The organism is Endozoicomonas acroporae (assembly GCF_002864045.1).
In the GTDB taxonomy this organism is placed as follows: domain Bacteria; phylum Pseudomonadota; class Gammaproteobacteria; order Pseudomonadales; family Endozoicomonadaceae; genus Endozoicomonas; species Endozoicomonas acroporae.
Genome location: NZ_PJPV01000045.1, coordinates 80,404 through 103,288, shown reverse-complemented (window position 1 = coordinate 103,288; position 22,885 = coordinate 80,404). Strand labels below are relative to the sequence as shown.

General features: G+C 52.4%; 16 protein-coding genes. 3 read left to right on the top strand and 13 right to left on the bottom strand.

Annotated features, from left to right (window positions below; all coding sequences use genetic code 11):
- The first annotated feature begins 342 nt into the window (after positions 1–342).
- The gene (locus CX664_RS26960) at positions 343–762 is read left to right on the top strand and encodes a hypothetical protein (protein ID WP_219622140.1); all 420 of its coding nucleotides are present in this window, start codon (positions 343–345) and stop codon (positions 760–762) included.
- Positions 763–790: 28 nt separating this feature from the next.
- Here the strand turns inward: CX664_RS26960 and CX664_RS07590 are convergent, their stop codons facing one another.
- From CX664_RS07590 to CX664_RS07560, 7 genes are all read right to left on the bottom strand, one after another.
- Positions 791–1,225 (bottom strand): hypothetical protein, encoded by a 435-nt coding sequence (locus CX664_RS07590; protein ID WP_101746153.1) that lies wholly within the window; start codon positions 1,223–1,225, stop codon positions 791–793.
- A gap of 68 nt (positions 1,226–1,293) precedes the next feature.
- Positions 1,294–1,914: a helix-turn-helix domain-containing protein gene (locus CX664_RS07585; RefSeq protein WP_101746152.1), complete on the bottom strand. Its 621-nt coding sequence runs from the start codon at positions 1,912–1,914 to the stop codon at positions 1,294–1,296.
- A 171-nt stretch (positions 1,915–2,085) separates the two neighbouring features.
- A complete protein-coding gene (locus CX664_RS27760) occupies positions 2,086–2,268 on the bottom strand; it encodes an excalibur calcium-binding domain-containing protein (protein WP_101746151.1) in 183 nt (60 codons plus the stop codon).
- 107 nt (positions 2,269–2,375) lie between these two features.
- The gene (locus tag CX664_RS07575) at positions 2,376–2,825 is read right to left on the bottom strand and encodes a RipA family octameric membrane protein (RefSeq protein ID WP_101746150.1); all 450 of its coding nucleotides are present in this window, start codon (positions 2,823–2,825) and stop codon (positions 2,376–2,378) included.
- A gap of 63 nt (positions 2,826–2,888) precedes the next feature.
- Complete coding sequence (locus CX664_RS07570; RefSeq protein ID WP_101746149.1) at positions 2,889–3,272, bottom strand: hypothetical protein; 384 nt, start codon at positions 3,270–3,272, stop codon at positions 2,889–2,891.
- A 275-nt stretch (positions 3,273–3,547) separates the two neighbouring features.
- A complete protein-coding gene (locus CX664_RS07565) occupies positions 3,548–4,039 on the bottom strand; it encodes a hypothetical protein (RefSeq protein WP_101746148.1) in 492 nt (163 codons plus the stop codon).
- A gap of 1 nt (position 4,040) precedes the next feature.
- Positions 4,041–4,934, bottom strand: a complete 894-nt coding sequence (locus tag CX664_RS07560; protein WP_219622139.1) for a DUF4747 family protein — start codon at positions 4,932–4,934, stop codon at positions 4,041–4,043.
- 170 nt (positions 4,935–5,104) lie between these two features.
- On the opposite strand from CX664_RS07560, the gene CX664_RS26280 reads away from it, so the two are divergent.
- Positions 5,105–5,272 (top strand): hypothetical protein, encoded by a 168-nt coding sequence (locus tag CX664_RS26280; protein WP_180966416.1) that lies wholly within the window; start codon positions 5,105–5,107, stop codon positions 5,270–5,272.
- Positions 5,273–5,473: 201 nt separating this feature from the next.
- Here CX664_RS26280 and CX664_RS07550 read toward each other — a convergent pair whose 3' ends face one another.
- The 6 genes from CX664_RS07550 to CX664_RS07525 all read right to left on the bottom strand — a co-directional run bounded on the left by CX664_RS07550 (position 5,474) and on the right by CX664_RS07525 (position 22,385).
- Positions 5,474–5,881, bottom strand: a complete 408-nt coding sequence (locus CX664_RS07550; RefSeq protein WP_101746164.1) for an NINE protein — start codon at positions 5,879–5,881, stop codon at positions 5,474–5,476.
- 539 nt (positions 5,882–6,420) lie between these two features.
- Positions 6,421–9,543, bottom strand: a complete 3,123-nt coding sequence (locus tag CX664_RS07545) for an LPD38 domain-containing protein (RefSeq protein ID WP_101746146.1) — start codon at positions 9,541–9,543, stop codon at positions 6,421–6,423.
- Between the two features lie 421 nt (positions 9,544–9,964).
- Positions 9,965–17,602, bottom strand: coding sequence for a JAB domain-containing protein (locus CX664_RS07540; protein ID WP_101746145.1), 7,638 nt, complete (start codon positions 17,600–17,602; stop codon positions 9,965–9,967).
- A 45-nt stretch (positions 17,603–17,647) separates the two neighbouring features.
- A complete protein-coding gene (locus CX664_RS07535; RefSeq protein ID WP_101746144.1) occupies positions 17,648–18,721 on the bottom strand; it encodes a hypothetical protein in 1,074 nt (357 codons plus the stop codon).
- Positions 18,722–18,732: 11 nt separating this feature from the next.
- On the bottom strand, positions 18,733–19,614 hold the full coding sequence (locus CX664_RS07530) for a hypothetical protein (protein WP_101746143.1): 882 nt from the start codon (positions 19,612–19,614) through the stop codon (positions 18,733–18,735).
- A gap of 11 nt (positions 19,615–19,625) precedes the next feature.
- Positions 19,626–22,385 (bottom strand): phage tail tip fiber protein, encoded by a 2,760-nt coding sequence (locus CX664_RS07525; RefSeq protein ID WP_101746142.1) that lies wholly within the window; start codon positions 22,383–22,385, stop codon positions 19,626–19,628.
- Positions 22,386–22,442: 57 nt separating this feature from the next.
- Here CX664_RS07525 and CX664_RS07520 point away from each other — a divergent pair, with 57 nt between their 5' ends.
- Positions 22,443–22,880 (top strand): DUF29 domain-containing protein, encoded by a 438-nt coding sequence (locus CX664_RS07520; RefSeq protein ID WP_101746141.1) that lies wholly within the window; start codon positions 22,443–22,445, stop codon positions 22,878–22,880.
- Positions 22,881–22,885 lie beyond the last annotated feature (5 nt).

Sequence of the window (22,885 nt, the reverse complement as noted above, 5' to 3'; positions counted from 1 at the left end):
TTTTGATTGTATAACGGGAAGATTTGACGAAGAACGACTGATCAATATTTAACCAGCCATTCCCAACCCGCCTGTCTGAAAGGCTGCCTTTATCCCCTAACGGTTTATCCACAATCTTTTCCACACAAATTCCGGATAACTGAAACAGGGAATAATAATTCTACAGGCAGGTACTGCAAAGGGTTATAACGAACTATTGACAGAATAAACACAACCTGCCAACAACTTATCCACAGATTTATTCTGGAAAAAGTGAGGGCGCGTGTTTATTCTTGGGCTCATTCAAAAAGGAAGCCCGACTCTCAAACATCCGTTGAAATCATTTTGCCAAGGTATGACCCGATGCCCGATATCCAGTGGACAGCACCAGGTGCCACCCTGAGCCATAAGAACGCAGCGAAGGAATTTGGCCTGACTGAGGAGGAGATTATTCGGGTGATTAAAGAAGGGACGATTCACATGCCTAAAGTAAAGAAAAAGCTGACTGCTGAACAGAAAAGAATCCGTAAAGCCGCCAGGGCGGAACGCCAGAAGAAATACCAGTGGATTTTTATCAACGGCAAGCAGGTGCGGATTAAAAGAGAGGATACCCTTGAAGCATTTGCGGAACGGGAAGACATGCTCCGCAGCGCGGACCCCATCTGGCTGCATCAGAATGAACTGTGGGAGTATATACAGACGGATGATGATGGCCTGGATATTGAGCCATCAGAGAGTGATCTGGCAATCTGGGAGTGGGATGGTGAGAAGGTGCCTTTTTGAAGGGGCGGCACTTGTCACTGTTGCCCTGTCAGTCATGTGCAGCATGAGAGGCCCAGTTAAACTTATAGTTCAGCGGAGGGAGTTCATAATGCTTCGAAAAATAGGCCTGTAAAAGTTCACCCTCAAGGGCATAAGCTTCCTTTTTTCGCCGACATGTTTTCCAGCATATCCATAATTTTTCATGGGGGAATATGCTGTCAAAGTTGAAATTGTAGAATCTCCAGCCTGCCATATGGCCACGGTTCCGATGCCCCAGGGAGCAAGCTCTGAACGCTGCCATCCTCTTTTTCAAGTTATCCGATTCACCGATATCAAGAATACCCTGTTTGTCAGTACCATGGGCTCGGTGAATTCTCCGATGAGCTGCAATCATATACACGCCCGGCTGATCCGGAATAAAGGCTCTGTCTAATTCTTTGAGCAGCATCCAGTCAGTCCAGCCGACCCCGTCATAGTTGTCCATATTATTATAAATTCCGATTTGGACGTTGCTTCCCCAGGCTCCCTCGTTCGGTGAGGAAACCCATCCTCCTACCTTTTCGTATCCAACTCCCAGTAATCCATAATCCGCACCCGGCCAATGGTCTGCATATCCGGCTGCCGGGTGCTGGTCTGATCCAGTCCTTTATAACTGATCAGAAAACTGCACAACTGCTGTTTACCATTCACTTCACGCTGGGCCAGAAACATACCCGGCCCTGGTCGTAATTCTCGTTCTACCACCAACAGGGTGAAGCCGGTAAAGCACTCGATGGTTTCCGGCACATAGTAATACTCGTAGAGTTTCTTATCCCGGGGTTTGTGTTGCTGGCTGACAAATACATCCGGCACCCTGGCAGTCACTTCATACCAATCCCCTTCCGGTGGTACAACGGTTACATGGGTGAGCATGGTCGCATTTGCTGCCGGCTCTTTGGGTTTCTCCGGTTCCGGGTCGTAAGGATCCCCCACCCCCGTGCTCAGCCAATGGCTGGAGACACCGGTGGCCACCGCCAGCCGTTCCACATATTTGTGCGGATTATCAATTTTGCCACTGGCCAGGCGGTACATGTAGCTGCGCTCGATGCCCGTGTCACGGGACAGGGCGCTGGCGGTTTTTATTCCCTTCAGTTTCATGGCAGTGGCCAGACGGTCTGCAAAAGTTTTATTCATGATTCATTGCCTCTGGCTATAACAGGCTTTCGCCAGACAGGTTGGATTGAGTTTCGATACTGCCTTGATGAAGTATGTTTTATTGGATGATGGTCTCGAGGGTATTGCTTTTACTTTTGAAACTGGGAAGGTTCGCAGGTGATGCTACGTTCTATTTATTAGCATTGTGATTTATTGATTGCACAGCTGCCTTTCACAAGGTATGCCATCACGGTCACCGTCCATATTGGTGCCAGGGCAATTATCCTGGTAAAAGGTGGCTTCTTCACAGGAAGTCATTTGGGAGCAATGGGTTTTGCCACTGCAGCTAAACCTGGCGGCATCACTGGACGATGAGGACTCAAACAGTGACATAACTGCTTGAGGTTCTGGAACAGAACCGCTACTGGTCGCCAGCTTCTGATAACCGAATACTTCCTGGAGTTGATGGTGTGGTTATGACTAAAGAAATAGAGAAGTCATTAAATGACTGCCAAGTCGTAACCAAAATAACTTGCTACGACTTTCACAAAAACAACCACCCATGTTGCAATAAACAAAACCATGATGAATGAGTACATCAAAGATTGGCTGCCATTTTTGTGCTTGATATTTCTATGCTGGGTTAAGCCGAGCTCTTCCTCAAGTTCTTTGCAACGCACATATTTTTGATTTCTAATGCTTCGAAATTGTCTGGAAAACATCCATGAGCACAGGATCAGGAAAATACCGATCAGGCAAAAAAGCAGGATAACAATACCTAATGAATTTTCATTTATATTACTTAAAACAAAGCCTAAAAGAACCGCACTAACACCCCATGTTAAGGTGGAGACAGACCATACCAAACTATCATGATGTTGGGCAGAGCTCTGAGCCATTTCGTATTCAAGGTGTTTGCTTTCAATTTTTATATCGTTATCGTCGGTCATGTCGGTCATGTCTGTCCTTAACAGGGTAAATTTATATTTTTTGAGATTATTTAGCAGTTGGTTTTAATATTGGCCTTTTCTCCATCTCTTGGCCGTAATCTTCTCGAGCTTTCTTCGGTACTTCTTGAGACAAAACTCACTTTTTGTACCCTTCAACATATCAAAAACATCTTCCACAATTATTGCACTTATCGCATGAAGTGCCTCATGCCGTGATAGCCCCTGCCTTACCAATTTTGTTACCGTTTCAGAGACGAGATCAACATTTGTGGCGATCTGATTTTCAACAACCACATGCATATAACAGTGCATTGTCAATGCACCATCATCTTGAAATTCTTCTTCTGTGGACTCATGAAAGTTAGAGACGAGTATTTTTCTTTGTTCATCATCAAGAACGAGCCATTCACTTACATTTAATGGCTTATTGGGGTTGTAATATTTCATTTACAATACCTTTGAGTCCTCTGATCGATTATTGGAAGCATAAATTATTTTTTATTTGGTAGAAGCACCTGACAGTAAACACCGGGGCCAGGTATTTTTTCTTGACGCATAAATCAGATAAACCGAAGCTGTGTTAGATCCTTTTTTGAATGGATTCAAGATTAAAGACCTGACCCCGTTTTTCTTGAAGATTTATGGATCAGGTTTCACCATCATCGTTGAACCGCCCGGTGCGGACCCGCATGCCGGGTGCTGTGGGGAGGGCTGAAGAAAGATCAGCCCTTACCCGATTTAGAGCAACCATGCCTCTCAAGTATCTCTCTGATTGTATGTGATGCAAGGTAAACCAGTAATGTGCTAATACCAGATATAACAACAGATGATAAAAACAACATTCCCAACATAGCTTGAGGTATTTCGCTGGAAAAAATCCAAATTGCTAAACTAACTGCACAGCAAAGAATACAGATGAAAATAGATGCTATTACACGGTCAACTACTTTTTGATAACTTGGCCACTCATAGAGTTCTTTGTTTGAACTGTTTTCGAGTGGCGCTCTTAATTTTGAAGAAAACTTAAAAGTTGCACCGGCAAAAAGAAAAGGCAATACAGGAACGTATTTCCAAATTTCCTCATTGCCTCTGATTTTCTCACCAAGCAAGGTTAAAAACGAATAGTCATTTTTCCAGAAGAAATACATTAGTAGAAGAAATAATGTTTCTGGTGAAATGATCGTGAACTTTAAGATATCTAAGATTCGTTTCAATTTAATGCCCTAAATGACGTTTTTCTTTAATATCATCAAATATCTTTTTGGCTTTTTGATAAAGTTCTGCTGGAACTGGGCTTGTAAAAAATGAAAAGTTTTTTACAGTTTCTGAAGTTTTGATAGTAATGAACTCATCACCAGATTTACCTCTTACCAAGCCATGACCATAGCCGTCAGCAGCCATTAATATAGCAGCATCACTAATGGGCAAGGGTTTTTCAGTTCTGTACTCGTTTTCCTCAGTCTGTTCAGAAGCTTTTTTAATGTGTTCAGGCAGGTTTGTGTTCAATGGCTTATTTTCAGGAGATTCTTCATCTATATTCATTCTATCGGTATTTCTATCTATAAGATAATTTTTTAGATCTTCCCACAAAGAGCCAAACATTGGGTTTGGAGGTGATACTTTTGCTTTAACTTCATAGATTCCTTCTAATGATGAAACTTTAGCTGCAAAGCTACGAAGATCAGAAATCATTTCTATATCACAATCTACGAAAAAGTTACTATGAGTCTCTTCAACTATTGAGCAAAATCTATTAATGAAAACTGTTTGTTCAATATGACTGTGAATATTTAGAAAAGCTATTCCGGAATGCTCAGGGATATATACAAAGGGGCTTGATGCAACTCGTAAATTGTTTTCAAATTGAGTTTCCTCAGTCCGTTTCTCTGTATCAACAACAACTACTTCACCTTGCGGCTTATATTTGCTAAGTCTCCCGAATATAAAATGATCAAAGTTGTCTCTATGCTCTTCAACGTCAATAAATGTCCATGAATTGCCTCTGAAATTTACTGATACAGGTTCTTTAATTGCATCAATTAGTTTCTTTTGGTCAAGAGTTCCTAGTTTAAGAACTCTTCCCATATAATATGTGCCTCTTCTTTGCACGATACCTCCTTGGTTGCTCTAACCTTTGCATCACGGGCGAAGACCCGTTGATGCTGTTGTTGAACCAAGCCGCTAACGCGGCAAAAAATCCGTTCATCCCAGCCACCCAACCATTGCCAATACTTCCTGATATCCACACCACTCCGGCGCGGCTTATATAAGGAAGCAACATGGAACGTTCTGAGCAAATCCGGTTTGACAAACTGTATCAAAAACACCTCACCACCCTGAAACTTCAGGGCAAAAGAAAATCAACCATTGACCTTTACAGCAGGCCGCTTCGGCGGCTGGCAACCTTCTTTGACCGTTGTCCTGACAGACTGAAACCGGGGTCGTGAAACCGGGGTCGTGAAACCGGGGTCGTGAAACCGGGGTCTGAAACCGGGGTCGCGCGTGAAACCGGGGTCGGGTCTTGAATCTTGAACACATCGAACGGAAACCGGGGGCGCGGAAACCGGGGTCGGGTCTTGAATCTTGAACACATCGAAGATTAAAAACTGCCTTTCAATTCTTGCCCTAAAATTGTTCAACCCACTTTTTCAGTTTTCTGATGCAGAACTATTCGCACTGTTTTTAATCGAGATCTGGTCGTTTAACGTCCAAAAATCGTAAATAACACCAAGGCCAAGAAAGCCAATGGTAAACAGATACAAAATTCCCGATATCCATTTCCCCAGGTACATACGGTGGACGCCGAATACACCAAGGAATGCCAGCAAGATCCATGTAACAGAGTAATCATACTGGCCACTATGGAAACGAAAATCCGCTTCCCGATCCATGGCCGGGATAAGGAAAAGATCGATCAGCCAGCCTATGCCAAAGAGACCAAGGGTGAGCAACCAGATAGTCCCTGTTACCGGTTTGCCATAATAAAAGCGGTGAGCGCCAAGAAAACCGAAAATCCAAAGTACATAACCGATAACTTTACTATGGGTGTCGTTCATTTTTATCACCTGAACCATTGGAAAAACGATGGGGTCTTGGTTTTTACACACTACATGTTCTTGACCGGAAAAAACCGGCTTTATGCTTGTCCTACCCAATGCCTTAAATCAAAAAAACATTGCAACACTTTCCTGATCCGCAACGACGCTACCGCCCATCCAGCCATTTTCAGGAATAGTCAGGTAACGCCTTTTTTGAACGACACTCAATGTTTAGTTGCATAGGCATAAAATAGTACCATCGAAAAGTTTACAGTGGTATTTGTTTGGCAAGATGCAGCCGATACCCATATTTTACACTTCTTACACGGCCAATAATTACAATTCTGTTTTTTGTATATATCCTTCTGCTAATTGCAGACAACATAAAAGCAGCTTCAATAAATCCACTCCAGCAGTGCATTATTATCAATGAGTTAGATATCACACCCCATAACTTACACCTGAATATTCTCAAAAAGTACTCATATTGAAACACTGTATGTATTTACATATCATAAGTTTTATAGCACGATAGTTCTCAACGGATCTCAACATCCTCAACTGAATAAACCGATAACAATAAATGGACGTATATTATGAACAAAAGGAACATTTGGCTCGCCAAGGTCTCTCAGCTTGTTTATCTCCCGATTCGCCTTCTGGAGTCCTGCCTTGTGCTTCAGCTTTGCGGCGGCAGACTGCTCCTGATCTTTGGCTCGCTGGCCTTCGCCGGATTCCTGGTAGCGGTTGATGCTGTTGGCGATCTCGTTAATATCTACCGTCATCTCGTGCAGTTCATCGGTGTAACGGTTGCGGTTGGTCACCTTGTCTCGCACAAAGCTGCCCAGTAATGGGTTGTCTTGCAGAGTGGGTGTTGGTTTGTCGGCAGCACCCGTTGCTTTTCGGGTTATGGCATCGGCGGCCATCAGGGTATAACTGCCCAGCGACCCGAAATAGCCCCTGATCAGATGCTCCAGCTTTTTGGGGGAACGCATCCAGTCCGGCGCTTCTTCTGGTATCCACTGCACCAGCTCTTTCAGGGTGTCGCTGGTGTAAGGATCGTACTGTGCCTCTGGCTTCAGGTTCTGCAAGCGCATGGGGAGAATGGGCCGGTCACGGAAGCGGTCCCGGTTTTCGGACACTTCCCAGATTGGCTTGATGATTTGCGGGATGGGGTCAAGATTAAAGATATTCATCACCAGCCCGTACATCATATCCCTGGTCCACTTCATATCCTCATGGCCATCCAGGCTCTGGGTGATAATCTCCGGCAGGGTGGCAAAGATGGCGCCCACTTCAAAGGGCTTGGGTATCCGGTAATGACCCTCTTTGCCTTCACCGATCCAGAAGTGGTGATACCCCAGCTTGTCATCATTGGTCAGTTCTTTGTATCGGTCATCGTCCTCGTAGTGTTTCATCAATGCCCAGGCGGCCATGCCATAAAGCAGGCCACGGAAAATCACCGGACCGGAAAATGACGACAAATCCCAGGTATTACTCGGCTTGATGCCCCGCCACAGCCGGTTAACTCCCTGCAACAGAGAGTTAAAGAACGGAATGGAGTTCACCATAAACCGGATCAATGGCCACTGGCCGCTGCGGGTGAAGTTCAATACATCCAGAGACTGGAAGGCTGCTTCGGCAGTGGAACCGCCCTGTTCGATGGCACGCTCATAGACGTGCAACCGGTTGGCGTTTTCAAAACGGGAACCGAACCCTTTCCACAAATCCCACAACTGTCCGGGGCGGTTAATGATTCGCTTCCGCTCTTCCGGTGACAGTTTTTTGCGGACATTATCCGAATTGATGGAGTAATAGCCGCCGCCGCTCATGCCGCCACCCATGGCCAGCGCCCAACGGGTTTCATCTTCCTTTAATGACTTTCGGAAACCTCTGACCGCACCGGCCACCGGATTCAGCTTCATTGGTTTGCCATTTACCTCCGGGGCAATATGCACCGCCGTGGACAGGGTATCCCTGAACAGGTTGCGCAGCCAAAAATCAGGCAGTGAGGTTACCCCTGTGGTGAGCACCTTGCGAGGGAGCCCAATCAGCTTCTCAAAGGCGTTATGGGCCGGTGAGCCCAGATCCTGAATGGCGGCATACAACAGTGGGTCTTTGGTCTGATAATATTCCAGCTTACCGTTAACCGATACGCTGACCACGCCATTGCCCGGTTCCACATAGGCGCTTAACAGGGCCTTCCAGCGACGCATTTGGGTCGGTGTCAGGTTGGTATCCAGCTCCATATCCCGCAGTCGTTCAACCACTTCCTGATCAGACATGGTGAAGGCAGCTTCCATCTTCTCCAGTGCACCCAGGCGCACCCCATCCTCCACAATGCGCTGTTGGGCAATGTTCTTGAAAGCGGCATCAATCATCGCTCGGGTATTACGAACCATCGCTTCCAGTGGTGCGATCTTTTCGACGCCACCGGTGAGTTTCCGGATTCCTGACTTCTGGCCGGATAATCCTCTTTTGATGCGACCTCCATCCTGCTCCTTCGCTTCCAGGTCATGTACCCGATGGAAGGGCAGGTAGTCGTCGGTTTCAAACAGTTTGCGAACGTCCTTATCCAGCAGACCGGAAGCCTCCATAAAGTCCAGCAGGTCTTTATTGTGGGCCTGATAACTGTCTTTTACTTTATTGAACCGGGCTTTCAGCTGCGGCTGAGTGTCTACCCAGTTCTGGATGGTTTTTATCTTCTGTTCGTCGTACAGATTCTCCCTGCTCTGCTGATTCAGATCCTTACCCAGTTTCAGGTCTTTCTCCATCTGCTTGCGATCACGGTTCCAGGCAGAGCGCCCACCCTGATACTCATCGGGAGCAATGGCATCCAGAGTCTCTTTCATGGTCTGCCCCTGGATCAGCAACTGATTGCCTTTGGCTCTGGCGGCCTTGTCTTCATCGATAATCCGCCTCGCCCGGATACTGCCTGCCCAGACCTCCTGAGTTTCCAGTTCGCCCCGCTCGGCCACCGGGGTAAACACCTCCACAATCCCCTGGCTGTTTGGCTTTATTATCACGCTGCCGTCTTTCAGCATCGGCGTGCCTTTAAACAGCACCGCTTCTGCGACACTTTCCGAGTTCCGGCTCAGGTGCGCTGCTTTGCTGGCGGACAGGGCAGCATCCAGCAACTTGCCATCATTCAGCTGTTTTTCATTGTGCTCAACAATGGCAAAACGGTTGAATATTCCCTGATTGGCTTCTACCTGCCACCGCTGGATATGTTCAACCAGGGTGCGGGAATCCCACTGCTCTTTCAGCCGGTCCAGCTTGCTTTTTGGATTGATGCCGCCATGGATATCTTTGATCACTGACTGCACATCGTCGGGTATATCTTTCAGGGCATAGCGGGGGGAGTTGTCGGGCTTCTTATCTTTTTGTCCCAGTCGCGCTCCCAGCGCTTGGTGGGATTTCCCCCATCCCTGGGGGTCATCTTTCAGTGAAAAGAGCGGCTGGCCATCCTTCAGTACCGAGTCGCGCATTTTGTCGGTGACGGTCACGGACCACACCTTGTCCTGCTTATTCTCATAGGGATACTTTTCCTGATGGAACGCCATCTCAATGGGATCCAGCTTCGCTCCCCATTTCCTGGTGTATTTTTTCATGTAATTGGCAAGGCGCTTGTCGTAGAACTCACGCATACCCTTGCCATCCTTACCCACCACTTCATTCATACCTTCCAGGGTGAACTCTTCGCTATGCTCGGCAAATACCGTCTGATCAATCTGGTGAATCGCCTCAGCTTCGGAGTTGAAATACAGAAACTCATCATCCTGGGTGTATAGGGCATCGCCATTGGCAGCCCGAAGAAACCAGCGTTTCTGCTCATCGTCAGCATCCTGCTCTGCTGACCACTGGCTGCGCTCCTGTTTCAGCGTTTCATAAACGTCTCTGGTTTTTTCCCGGGCCTGCTCCGCCAGACGATGCCCGATATAAGTAGTTAACCAAATGAAATCATATATTTCTGACTAAGTGGGCAGTCACTCTGCGGCGTTGCAACTCCGGTCACATAGCTACGGCTATGCTCCCTACGTTGCGCCTTGCATAGTAACTGCCCACTTAGCCAGAAATATACGATTCCATTTGGCCAACTACTTAGTCTGCCAGTGACGACTCGGGTGCCACCATACTGCGGGTGACGCCATTGCGGTCTTTAGCTTCCAGCTCAAAATCTTGCACGACGCCTTCTTTATTCAGCCGGGGATATAAGTAGTTAACCAAATGAAATCGTATTTTCTGACTAAGTGGGCAGTCACTCTGCGGCGTTACAACTCCGGTCACATAGCTACGGCTATGCTCCCTACGTTGTGCCTTGCATAGTAACTGCCCACTTAGCCAGAAATATACGATTCCATTTGGCCAACTACTTACCCGCAATTCCCGAACCACCTGACCCAGACCGGGATACCGTTCCACCTGTTGCATGGCACTGGTCCAGGCGATCCGGTCAAAGCCTTGTTCAGCAGCATGGCGGATCATCCGTTTCATAATCAGGTTGGGCCAGTTCTCTTTCAGCGGAGCGTCGGGCACCATACGGTGAATATTGGGTGCCTTGCCGCTATGGAGAGACTGGAGTTCTTGCTCCAGCGCTTTCAGTTCATCCAGTAACCGGGCCTTGCGATGGGTCAGTTCCTCAATGGTGCTGATGGTCTGATCGATTTCGGTTTGCAGTTTTTCCCTGAGTTCTTCATCACCCCAGTGATTCCAGCCTTCTTCATCCGACAGCCGTTCGTACAGTTCATCCCGTTTGTCTTTGGCCTGATAAAGCCGGGTGACCACGGCCTGTTCTTCATCGGTCTTTTTGGCCTTCTCTTTTTTCAATTCTGCGATCCGGTTCCCATGTTGCTCATGTTGCCTCGCAGCTTCCGGAGTCTGATAGCCGATAGCCCGCCCGTCCTGATGCCAGTCGCTTTGCACCTCATCAATAAACAGGATCTTCTCGTTTCGCCCATGGATATTTTGATTAAACGACTGGAATCGTACATGAGCCAGCGGGTTCGACAGGTCCCCCCAGTGATGGTGTGTATAGCTATCCACGCCCCACTGGGTAAATGGCTGGCTTTCACTGAGTGCTGCGGCAATCGCTGAGGCTTCGGTGGCATGGCCCGTGGTAATAATCTCGGACTGATTGTCTTTATAACGTGCGACTATCCAGCTATGGAGATCATTATTATGGGCTTCATAAACCAACAAGTCTTTCGGCATACTGCCTTTGTTTAATACTGCAATCTCCTCTTGAGTCAGCGGGTTCCGGTTTCTCTGGTCAGGGTCTGAGGGAATAATCGTGCGGTTGTCTTCCAGGGTAAGAATCAGTTCGGAGTAGTCTTCGCCACCGGCCATGGTGTACTCCCGGTAACGGACACCGGCCTCATCACGAAGCTCAGCCTCCAGATCATCCCGGGCATCACTTTCCCGCTCATCTTCCCAGACGGCCAGTGCCGCTTCTTCTTTTTCCTGATAGCTGACGTGATCGGTGACCAGCTCTTTGCTGTCGGTATTTTCGATGCTGTTATTGGCTCTCCAGGTGGCTTCTTCATGGAGAGCAGACTTAATCAGATTGCCGTCCTCATCCAGCAGGCTTTCTATCTCATGGTCGTCCAGGGCTTCGTGCTCGTAGCGATCTTTCAGTTCGTCATAGTTGTATTCATATTCGCTGTCCCATAGCTCCTCCCTGGCAGTGTTCAGGGCGTTTTCTATTTCATCCAGATGGTAACCGTGCTCATAATCGCCGATACGCTCATTAATAAACCGTCGACGTATATCATCCAGACGCTCTTCCAGCTCTTCTTCATTGGCTGCGGTATTTGAAGTCGCCAGGTCTTCTGCGATGCTGACCTCATTCTCGCGAATAAACGACAGTATATCAGATTTGCTGAGCTTTTCTCCTTGCTTGCTATCGAGCCATAGATCCAGACCCAGCCATCTGATCTCCTCATCCTGGACAAAGTTGCCTTTCTTGATGGCATTCAGCCAGCTCTGGGCAGGCAGTTTGTCCGACTTCACGGCAGCGGCACTGCGCTCTACGGCAGAGTAAAAGGTGGGCGCACGGCCAGCGTCGTTATAGCGGTTGCCTGTCGGACCGTTGGGATTAAAGCTGCCATTACGCTTCAGATGCCCACGGGCCGCACTGAGCAACTCCACCGCATCGGCATCGGTCCACTTGATGTTGGGGAACAACCGGCGCAAGGCATTGCGGATCATGCTGACCACTTTGGTCAACAGGCCGTTCTTCGGATCTTTCTCCGCCAGGTGTGCCAGGTATTCCTCGGCAACGATCCGGTTGGCTTCTGCCTCGCTCTTGCCTTCCATCTGCCGAGCGTAGCGTTTGGCCAGTGCCTGCTTCAGCCGGTCGCTCATATCCCGGTGGATTTCATCAAGCACGGTATCCAGCCGCTTGCCCAGCAAACCACGGACGCCTTTATTGCCCACCAGTTCATGGAGTACGGTACGGGTTGCCTCGCCCACATTGTCCAGGTTGGCAGCGATCAGGTAGGTGTCGCCCGTGTCCGGGTCAAACATGCCCCGGACACGGCCTTGAGCCTTGTCGCTGATGACTTTCTGGTAAAGGTGTGAGGGCAGTTCGGTTTCAGACTGCAATACATGAATGGCCTGACCGAGTTTCTGCTCCAGCGGCTTCAGCTTCAGCCGCAGGGGGCCGGACTGGATGCCTTTGGCGTTGGTGTCTTTGCGCAGGGCGTAGAAGGAGCCTCGCTCGTTCAGGTTAGGGAAGCCTTGTTCAGCGGCTGACTGGTAATCACCCTCCTTGCCGGTAAAGTGATCCAGCACATTAATCCGGTCGCCCCGGTTGAAAAAGTTGATCAGGTTCCGGGTGCCTTTCATGGCCAGTGGCGAACCACTGCTTTTCAGGATGACCGACGAACTGTTGGTGCTGTCCAGTGCCGTCATAATCCGGGCAGCCGCCGGGTTCCCCAGCCGCGCTCCCGGCGCTTGGTGGGATTTCCCCCGTCCCTGGGGGTTATCCGTGGGGTGTCGCAGGGTCTTCAGGTCGCTGTCCGACAATGGCAGGACGCCGGTGACATTGTATTTGCTGTCCAGCAACACCACCGCATTGCCACTGATCGTATCCAGAAAGGGGCGCACCGTTTCCGGTGAGCTGAAGTTGATGTGAGGCCGGTTAAAGCGCAGTCGCCGTTCGGTAATGGGGAATGCTTTATTGCGAGCCATGCGCTTAGGTGCCACCGCTCCTGTCTGCTCCGTACCATCGGCATCCATAATCCTGGCGTGGCCGGTGATACCCACCACAGCATGACCCATATTCACTACGCCACTGCCGTCCAGCACCTCGTTCAGGCTGTGGGTAATATGCACATCGGAGGTACTTGGCTTAGGATCACCGGACGGATGGTTATGGGCAAACCAGACGCTTTTGGCATCCGGTGTGGCGACCACCGCACCGGCCAGTGTCCAGGGTGACACGGAGGCAGAGGCTTTCTGCCCCTTGCTGTGCTTGATGACATTGATCACCTTGTTATTGCCATCAAGCACAATGGCGTACATTTCCTCCTGCGCCAGCTTGCGGATCGGGGCGATGAAGTGGGCAAGGTCGTCGTGGGTGTGGATGGTGTCGGTGCCTGCCCTTATGGTGCCGGTTTCAACGTGCTTAACCAGAACACGTTGGTTCTCGATGATTTGCTGCCTCCTTTCGTCACCCGATAGATCGGGGGAGGCGAATAGGTCCCGCTGACCAGTCGCGCTCCCGGCGCTTGGTGGCACTTCCCCCGTCCGTGGGGGTTGACCAGCGGCAACCGGATCACCTTTTCCGGGTCCTTTCCGGCTTTGTATTTGCCCGGAATCTCGCTCATTGTTTACTGCTCCTGCCTGGCCTTGGTCGTACCAGTCGCGCTCCCGGCGCTTGGTGGCACTTCCCCCGACCTGGGGGTCGTACTTGCCGTCTTTTCCCTCAATCCCCGCAAAGTCATCATCCGTCCATTCATCACTGTCCAGGGTGCCATCGGGGCGGCCTCCCGCATCAACGGCATCCAGCAGGTCGTCTACTTCATCCCTTTGGGCTGCTTTCTCGGTTCCTGGGGCAGACTCAGTTGCTCGCCCTGCGGGTTCTCCCGGTTCACCTTTTCCGTTGCTGCCTTCAGCATCTTGAACAGGTCCGGTTTGCCGGGTCGTTTTCGGGTCCTTGATCGGAGTGCTCTTGTCGCCATAGTCTCTCTCCAGTTGTTGGTTGGTCTGGTCGATCAGATCATTCAGCGTAGCCTCTTCGCTGCCAAACATATCCCCACCGGCCTGCCCCTGCCTCTGGAGGTACTGCTCAATCTGGCTGGCCAGCTCAGAGAGTGCCTGCCCCACCTGCTTCGACTTGTTCAGGTTGGCATCAAGCCAGCGGGCGAACAGTTCCGTTTCCGGGCTAAAACTGTCCAGCAGGGAACGCTGGTCCAGAATCTCGTCCACCGACTGGCCACGGTTGCGGCTGTCTTGCAAGATACGGCTGGCTTCCACCAGTGAATCAATAACACCATAGCCACCGAGCTCAGGATCTATACCTTTGGCCTTGGCAAAGTGCGGTGCCGCCATAGCCAGCGACTTGATCAGGTTCTTCAGGTCCGGTTTGTCGTCCTCGGCAAACAGGCTGTTCAACCGTTCATCATCGTAGGCTTTCATAAACAGGGCCGACTCCACCCGGTCGCGCATCTGTTTATTCCAGTTCCCGTCCTTCGTCTTCAGCTCCCCGGCTTCATCTCCGAGTCGGTCAGCGAACCGGGCAAGGAACGTATCATTGCTGCGGTGCAGCAGGTCGCCCGTGCCATCGGTATCAAAGTGGCCCAGGTCTTCCTGGGTAATGCGGCTGGCGTCCAGCTTGGCTTTTTCCGCCGGGGACATCGTAGCGGTTTCGGACTTGTTGGCCTCCTTGGTGAAAGATACCCGCTGGTCCGTGTCCAGCTCGCCCTGCCGCTGGCGCACCAGTACCGGTTCTTTGAACCCGTCAATGTCCTCCGGCTTCAGGCCAAAGGCATCAGCGTTATCCTTCAGGTACTGGCGGTAGGCTTCAGCCCGGTCCCCATAAAGGCGGTATGCCTTGCGGATCGCAGACACCCGGCCATTGCCGCTTTCCACCACCCGGTCACTGCCGATGATCGGCGCGCCACTGCTGGCCAGCGGGTTAGCGCCGAGCTTCTTCGGGTTCAGCTTGCTGGCAATGCCCCGGATCTGGGTTTCACTGGCCTGCCTTGCCCGATCCCTGGGTTGCAGTTCTGCCGGGTAGTCCGGGTTGACCCTGCCGGTGTCGTTGTGGCTGGTGATCAGGTCGGACTGTTCATAGAGGGCATACTGCGTGCTGACTTCCCGTTCATCGGCCATCACCGTTTCGTCGGCCTTGCCCAGTACCGGCTTTTTTCCAGAAGGTGTCCCCGACTTCTGCTGCGGAGTGAGTCGCATCCCTTCCTGCCGCTGGCGAGCCTCGATGGCCTGCACTTCCCGTTCAAAACGGATACCTTCCCCGCTTTCTACCATGGCCTTCAGGTTGGCCAATGCCTCTTGCATGGAGGTCGGCGTAAAGCCCCGGCCCCCTTTACGGGCTTTCATTTCCAGATTGCGCTGGTTTTCGATCAGTCTGCGGACGCGGCGCTTCTTGCCGGTATCCCCTTTGCGCCAGTTGAACGAACGGAACAGGCGGTTCAGGCTGTTCATCCGTTCGGTGTAGCTGGTCAGGTCCTGATCGGGGTCGCCGGTATACTCTGGGGAGCCAGGGTGCTGGGCGGGGGCCTTGTCGATCTGATCTCGGCGACGCTGCTGGCTGTCCTGCTGTGCTTCTTCAGGATTGGCTGATACGTTGCCATGGCGGTTGCCGGTAAAGTCGGCTTGCGGATAATGGGGCAGGGCTTGTTGTCGGGGTTCGACTGGCTGAGACTTTTCTCTGGTGACTGTCCGGTTCTTCCAGCGGTTCTTCTCTGGTACCGGCTTCTGCTCCTGTTCAGGCATACCCACAGTGCGGGTATCCATTGGCTGCCTGCGCGGGTACTGCCCCTCCTGCCCCACGGTTCGCCCCTGCCACTGGCTCGGCTGCTCCATGTTGTTAGCGGGGTCGGCAGTCTCTACATAGCGTTGGCCAAACCGCACTGCTTCTGCCGGATTACCGGGTCGGTTGCGTTGCCAGGCTGGCTGATCATACCAGTCGCGCTCCAGGCGCTTGGTGGCACTTCCCCCGTCCTGGGGGTCGTAACCACTGAAATCCTGCGGCCCGGCATTCGGGTTGTCGGACACACCGCCACCACCGGGAGGATCATTCGGGTTATGGTCATACCACCCTGTAGGAACTTCCATTTTCGGATCAGGCGGGTGGTGCTGCCCGGTCAATGGGTCGGTATAGCCCTGGTGATGATCTGCCCAGCCTTCCGGTGCGGCCTGTGCTTCGGCCTGCGGCACCTGCTCGCCATGATGCTGCAACCAGCTCTCCAGATTGGCAATGGCCATGGAGTTCTGCCGCAGTTGCTCTGCCAGCATGGTCTGGTCGGCGTTGGGCTCCTGCATCTGGTCTTGCAGGGTCTGGTTCTGACTCATTAAGTCGTTCAGTTTTTCCTGAGTGGCAGTGACCTGTTCCGGGTTCCGTACCCGGCCAAGGCCACCCACCAGGCCACCCACCGGACCACCGATGACCATACCGGTCAAGGCCTGCCCCAGGGCATTATCGGTCAGGCCAACAGTCTGACCGGCCTGCTGCTGGCCATAGTTTTCGGCCATCTGCTGGCCGTAGCCTTCACCGAACTCCTGGGTTCCTTCAGTCAGCAACCCTTTCAGGGCATTGGTGCCACGGGTGCCAGCGTTTTTCAGGATAATGTTTTCCAGGGCAGGACCACCGATGCCCATGGACAATGCCCCAACCCCTGCGCCCGGCAGGAAGGCAGCCTGTGCCGCTTCTTCGGCCAGCAGTGCCTTGGCCTGCTCAAAAGGCGCACGGGTATCGCCGCCCCCGGCCTGTTCATAGGTCTGCTGGTAGAGCTCCTGGAACCGGGGATTGTCTTTCAGGTCCTCATAGCCGAGATTCAGGATGGTATTTTTTGCGCCTTCTGCCGCAGCGCCACCGATCATGGCACCGCCGGTCAGTCCATAGCCGGTATGATTGCCTACCTTGTCGATGGTATTGGCCAGCCCCTGTACGCCACGGGCTTCGGCCAGTGTGCCCACGCTGGCGGCCCTGCCCGCACCGGCGGCCAGTGCCTTGTTGCCGACACCGGCCAGTGCCTTGCCCCCCAGACTCAAGCCCCGGCCTACGGCACCACCGGGGATCATGGAGGGGATCAGGGAACCCAGACCGGAGACAATGCCCAGACCGGCACCGGCCCACGTACTCTGGTCACTGAAACCAAAACGGCCATCGGGTTGGGTGCCAATATTAAAGCCCTGCAACGCCTGACCGGCAGAGGGAGACATATCGTCAATCTGCTGCTCGGCCTTTTTGCGCAACCAGTTAGCCGGGGCATTCTGACCATTGCCACCAAACACCCGGTCAACACCGGACACCAGATCGGCAGAGCCCTGATAGGCACCGTGCAAAAAGGCATCCCCCATATCACCGAGCACACCGCTGTCCGGGTTGCCCCGTGGTTTGGTGCGCTGGTTAAACTGGAGGTAGGCGTCTACGTAGTGTTCATCCGGTACATGGGGGGCAATATGCTGCTGCCAGTACTGCTGGCGTTGTTGCTCCCGTTCGGCGTCATTGGCCTGCTGGTAGGCGGGCGTCGCAATAAAATCGTGCCAGTTCATAGGGTCGTCCGTGACAGTGGTCGGTGGTCGGTGATCGGTGGTCAGTTAGCGACCATAAACGGGGTTGAAGTCGAGGAAAGTGCCGGGAGCCCTGCGCATGGGATAGGAGCCGGGGTTATGGCCATAACCCCGTTTTGGAACAGGGGTTGATGGTACGGCAGAAGGTGGCGGCGGTGCTCCAACCAGTTCATCAATGACATCCTGATAGGTCTTTTCTTTGGGAGCCGCCTCTGTCTCCCTGGGACCAAACAGGTCAAAGTCCGGGTTATCGTTCTGGTATTGCGTCTGCCCATTCTGATAACCGGGGTCGCGGGGCTGGTAGGGCTTCATCAACTGGTCCAGTGCAGCCCTGACGGCTGGGGGCTTCAGCTTGGCCAGTTCATCCTGACTCAGGTTCTGACCGGCCAGTGACTGGGTAGCCATGGCTTCGGCCATGGGCATAAGCTGCTCCATCAGCTTGGCAGGATCGCTGGCACCCTTACTGCCGGGGTCGTAGGTTTGCTGCCGTTGACCGGCAAAGTTGTTCAGGTTGGAGAGGGAGCTGAGATAGAACTGCTTGACCGGGTTGCCATCGTCACCGAGCAGGCTGACCAGTGGATCTTCGTTGCGGTCGCTGTGGTTCATTTGGATGGAGGATACGTTACCGGCCTTAATACCGGGGTGCTGGTTGATAAAGTTAATAGCATCTTCTGCATCCCGTGGGTCCTGCCCCTGATGGTACTTTTGCAGCATCCGGTTCAGCTTACCGGCATCCTGCGTCAGCGGGCTGGCCACCGTTTCCTTTCTCTCCATGGGCATACCATAACCGGCCTGCCTGCCTTGTGGCGTTGACGGCACGGCCGCCTGCCCGCTGGTCTGACCGATCCCGTACTGCCGGTTGATCAGTTCATCGTGCTGGCGTTGGCGGTCATAGAACAGGTCGGTATCGTTCTTGTCGATGGATTGTTGGGTCAATGCCTGCTGCTGTTGCACACCGTTGTATTCCTGCTGCCGTCTGCGCAGCTCTCCGAGGCGCTGAGTGATGGCGTACTGCTCATCGGCATAACCGGGCATTTTGGTGCCATGGCCAAGTGACTCGAATTTGTTCTGATAGACTCTGCCGTCCGATCCGATATACATGGTGTTCCTCCTTAATACTCGTAACCAAACGACTCTCTGTAATTCGGTTTGCCGTTATTTTCATAGTGCTGCACCAGCCCGTTCTGCCACCGCTGGGCTGCCTGGTTAAATGCCTGGTTCTGCGCCGCCAGTTTCATCTCGTCCTGCCGGAATCCGTAACCCACATCAAACTGCCTGGCCGTTTCGTTCAACTGGTCGTACTTGATCTTGTTGTCGGTGTACATATCCGCTGCCAGCTTGTAGACATTGGCGGCACTGCTGACCCCATCGGTGGCCACTTTGGCAGTATTCAGTCCCAGTTCTGCTACATCAAGATTGCGGTTCCAGCTTTCTTCCCTGGCGGTATCACGTACCTGATTCTGGATGGCCGAGAGTCCCGCCGCCTTGTGCAGGGCATTGCTGGTACCAAAGCCTGCAAACCGTGCCGAGTTGGGGTTCACACCCATCCGGCGCATATCCCGTTCGTACTCGGCCTGTTGCAGGTCGGCGTTGGCCTGATAGTCGCTGGTCGCCTCCCCCAACCGGCTCTCAAGCTGGGCATCGGATACTGTGGCGTTGTCGCCCAGGTACTGGAAGTTAGGCTGGTAGTTGTCAAACACATCAAACAGCTTGTCGCCGTAGTCTTTCAGCTTGTCGGCCACGTCCGTGGCGGCATCCACATTGATCTTGTACCGCTGCTCGCTGTCGTCGTAGGCATAGCGGGGGGTAATGTCCGGCATTTGTGGTTGAGGTTTGTTTCTCGTCCAAAAGTGGTTGCTGCCTGACCCCAGGGAGAAAGTATTAAAATCCCCCATCTGATCCAGACTTTTCTGGTAGGCGCTGTTGCCGGTCAGACCGTAGCTTTGGTCGGTTACTTGGTGTCGGGTCAGACCCTGTGATCTCCTTATGCCCATGAGTGTTCTCCTTATTCGCCCGTGGCGGTCCAATGTACGATGGCGTCTGAAATACTGATGTCGGTGGCGCCCAGGTCGTAGCGGCTGCTGTCCCAGTAAAAGGTATTGCTGGCGGCGCTGCTCTGGGTTCTGGCTTTGCGGTAGTAGACGGTGGCGGTGATGTTGCTGATGGTGGCACTGGCGTAACCTGTGGCAATAGCGGTCCCGTTTTCACCAAAACTTTTATAGGTGCTCGCCGTTCTTGATGTGTAAAGTTTGACGGGCCCCCGCATATTCCCGTCTTTATAGCCAGTGTCTGACCAGGAGACGTTGACTACGCGGGAATCTTCATACTTCCACACATCTTCGTTATAGTAGCCACCCTCAGAAGTCCCGCTATAAACACGGTATTTCGTCACACTGCCATTGCCGTCAGGCACTTCTATATAGGCTTCTCCGGGTATCTTGTTATTGGTGATCCAACTGCCGTCATACCCGGTCCGGGCTTTAATGGTGAACGCCACCGTTGCGCGGTAATCAATCCGGGTGACCTCCCAGCCACTCAGGGCGTAACTGTCAATGCTGATGTTCCGGGTGAGTGTCTTGGCGGATGAATATTTACCGCGAGGGGTATACAGCGTCTCTGTCCAGCTTGAACCGCTCTTGCTGGCCTGCTGATAATCATACTCTAGCGCCCCGCTGGCAAACGTCCCGGACCGGTCCGTTGCACTCAGGGTCACGGCAATATCATAGGTGCCCTGAGTCAGGCTCTTGCTCAGTTGCAGCGCATGGGTATTGAACTGGTTAATGTTCACGGCAGTGCTGCCTGCACCGATCCAGCTCCCGCTGCCGGTCCGGTACTCCAGCGTCATGGTTGCCTGCCGGTTCTGCCAGGTATTGCCGCTGCCGCTATGACGGCTGCTGGCCGCCCGGCCATGAACCGTAATATTCTTCAGGCCAGTAATACCGGTCATTTCCCACCGCTGGCTGGTGTTGCTGCCTAAATAGCTCAGGCCATGGGCTTCGGTGGTGCTGCCATCTGAGAGCAGCAACCGGGCATAAGGGGTAAACACCCAGGCCCCGTCAATGGTAGGGTGTGGCTGCACGGTGGTGTGATCCATTTCCAGTCGCTGGCTCTGGTTGGGGTAGCTGGCGTTGTAAACGGAAATATCACGGGGGTAAAGATTGACCGTCGGCTGGCTTTTAAAGTAGGCCGGAATGGTCACCTGCTGGCCGTTGGAGGCAATGCCACTCTCAGTTCGGCGCACTTCTTTGTAACGGATATGACCTTCGCTCTGGCTGTAAACAAACGACTCGATCCGGCCCTGCTTCAAGACCAGGTAATCGTTGGAGGCAATGCCGCCTGCGCCGGTGATGACAATCTGACCATAACCATCGCTGGCGGTGCTGAGTTCTATGGAACCCTGGCCAACGGTCAGGGCCGTGCCGTTTTGCAATTCACCGGATTCAAGCTGGCTGATGCTCACCGCACCGATGATCTGCACCTCTGCATCCAGTACCATTTTGTAATCCGGTGACGCATCAGTGCCTGCATTGACAATCACGAACGGCTGGGCATTTCCGCCGGGCGTGTTAAAAAAGAAATTTTCAGCAGCAAAGGCGATTTGTGAGAATGTCTCCCCATCATCGGCCTGACCGGACGCTACGCCAATTCCGGCTACGGTAATCTGCCCGTTGCTTTCCTGTCTCACCTTCACAGTGTATTCGGCTTTCAGGCCATCGGTGACGGTCTGCTGGGTGGTAATACTGGCCGTGTTCTGGTCCACACTGGCGGTCAGGTTGGCAATATCGGTGGCATTGACCTTATCACCATTGATGATTGCCTGCTGGACATGGGTGATGGCCGCCTGTCGGGTGGTGGTTTCGCTGGACAGATCAGTTTCGACCTGATCAATACGCAGCCCTAATGAACTGTCAGCATTGACTCTGGCAGTCTGCTCCGTTTTAACTGCTGCTATTCGGGCTTCTTCTTCTGTGGACAGATCAGCGACCACAGTATCTATACGGCCACTGAGGACAGAATCCTGATTCGCTCTTGCCGTCTGCTCAGACTGAACGGCAGCGATACGGTCAGCAATCTCTGTGGCCAGACCGTTATTAAGTGAGGCGACATCCTTCACCCGGCTTGCCGTTTCGCTGTCAATCCGGCCATGAGCACTGGTCAGCAACGCTTCCTGATCGTTGGTATGGGCTGCCCAGTCCGGTGTAAAGTAGCTGTCATCAATAATGCCCTGTACCTGACTGCGTATATGGTCTGTACCTGCTGTGCCTGCTGACAGAACACCATATAAACTGTTGTAGCCTCCCACCTGACCTCTGCTGTTGATGTGTCGTATCCAGTAGTAATACGGGACAGTATTACCCGTGACATCGGTATAGCGGCTGCCATTGGCTTCATGAATCAGAGAAGCCTGTGCCCGGTCATCCACCTGCGCCCGCCACACTTCGGTATGGTTATGCCCCTTGTAAGCCGGTGCCTCCCATTGCAGGATCACGGCCCCAAAAACACCGGCAGCACTGAGTCCGGCGGCGTTTACCGGGTTGTCCGGCAGCTCCACGCCATTGACCGGCTCCAGTATCTCCGTCACGCTGCCCACGGCACTGGCAGGCATACTAAGCCGCTGGCCTTTCTCCTTCGCCAGCCCCAGGTCAGTAAAGTCGCTGATCATCGCCACCCGGTCACCGGCCTTGCCGGAGCGGCCAACCAGTTTGTTCAGGAACTCGCGCACGTAGCGGTCTACCGAGGCGGGCAGTGCGGGTAATTTAGGCATGATTCTCCTGAAAAGCTGTCCTAAACTGATGGGCTAAACGGTGATGGGTGCAAACTGATGGATACTGACAACCAACTCTACAACCAAGACTTCTATTCATGGACCCAACAACAAGCCGAGTTCCTGCGTACCGGCAGGCTGGATCAACTGGATATTGCCAATCTGGCCGAGGAAGTACTCAGCATGGGTCGCAGCGAATACAACGCACTGGAAAGCCGTTTGACCCGACTTCTCTCGCACTTGCTCAAATGGCAATACCAACCGGAACGACGAGGCCGTAGCTGGCGTTTAACGGTGGTTGAACAGCGCAAGCGAGCCAGAAAGGTGCTGGATGAAAACCCCGGACTGAAACAATTCCTTGATGCTATCTATACGTCTGCCTATGACTACGCAGTACTGGCTGCGGCCAAAGAAACCGAACTGCCCCGGAAAACCTTTCCGCCAGAAAGCCCATGGACGTTCGATCAGATTATGCAGGAGGAATGGCTGCCCTGAGTTTT

What these genes read in the sequence shown, in the direction of transcription:
- CX664_RS26960 (WP_219622140.1), top strand. Translation starts at nt 343, where the DNA reads ATGCCCGATATCCAGTGGACAGCACCAGGTGCCACCCTGAGCCATAAG.
- CX664_RS07590 (WP_101746153.1), bottom strand. Translation starts at nt 1,225, where the DNA reads ATGGACAACTATGACGGGGTCGGCTGGACTGACTGGATGCTGCTCAAA.
- CX664_RS07585 (WP_101746152.1), bottom strand. Translation starts at nt 1,914, where the DNA reads ATGAATAAAACTTTTGCAGACCGTCTGGCCACTGCCATGAAACTGAAG.
- CX664_RS27760 (WP_101746151.1), bottom strand. Translation starts at nt 2,268, where the DNA reads ATGTCACTGTTTGAGTCCTCATCGTCCAGTGATGCCGCCAGGTTTAGC.
- CX664_RS07575 (WP_101746150.1), bottom strand. Translation starts at nt 2,825, where the DNA reads ATGACCGACGATAACGATATAAAAATTGAAAGCAAACACCTTGAATAC.
- CX664_RS07570 (WP_101746149.1), bottom strand. Translation starts at nt 3,272, where the DNA reads ATGAAATATTACAACCCCAATAAGCCATTAAATGTAAGTGAATGGCTC.
- CX664_RS26280 (WP_180966416.1), top strand. Translation starts at nt 5,105, where the DNA reads ATGGAACGTTCTGAGCAAATCCGGTTTGACAAACTGTATCAAAAACAC.
- CX664_RS07550 (WP_101746164.1), bottom strand. Translation starts at nt 5,881, where the DNA reads ATGAACGACACCCATAGTAAAGTTATCGGTTATGTACTTTGGATTTTC.
- CX664_RS07545 (WP_101746146.1), bottom strand. Translation starts at nt 9,543, where the DNA reads ATGAATGAAGTGGTGGGTAAGGATGGCAAGGGTATGCGTGAGTTCTAC.
- CX664_RS07540 (WP_101746145.1), bottom strand. Translation starts at nt 17,602, where the DNA reads ATGAACTGGCACGATTTTATTGCGACGCCCGCCTACCAGCAGGCCAAT.
- CX664_RS07535 (WP_101746144.1), bottom strand. Translation starts at nt 18,721, where the DNA reads ATGTATATCGGATCGGACGGCAGAGTCTATCAGAACAAATTCGAGTCA.
- CX664_RS07530 (WP_101746143.1), bottom strand. Translation starts at nt 19,614, where the DNA reads ATGGGCATAAGGAGATCACAGGGTCTGACCCGACACCAAGTAACCGAC.
- CX664_RS07525 (WP_101746142.1), bottom strand. Translation starts at nt 22,385, where the DNA reads ATGCCTAAATTACCCGCACTGCCCGCCTCGGTAGACCGCTACGTGCGC.
- CX664_RS07520 (WP_101746141.1), top strand. Translation starts at nt 22,443, where the DNA reads ATGGATACTGACAACCAACTCTACAACCAAGACTTCTATTCATGGACC.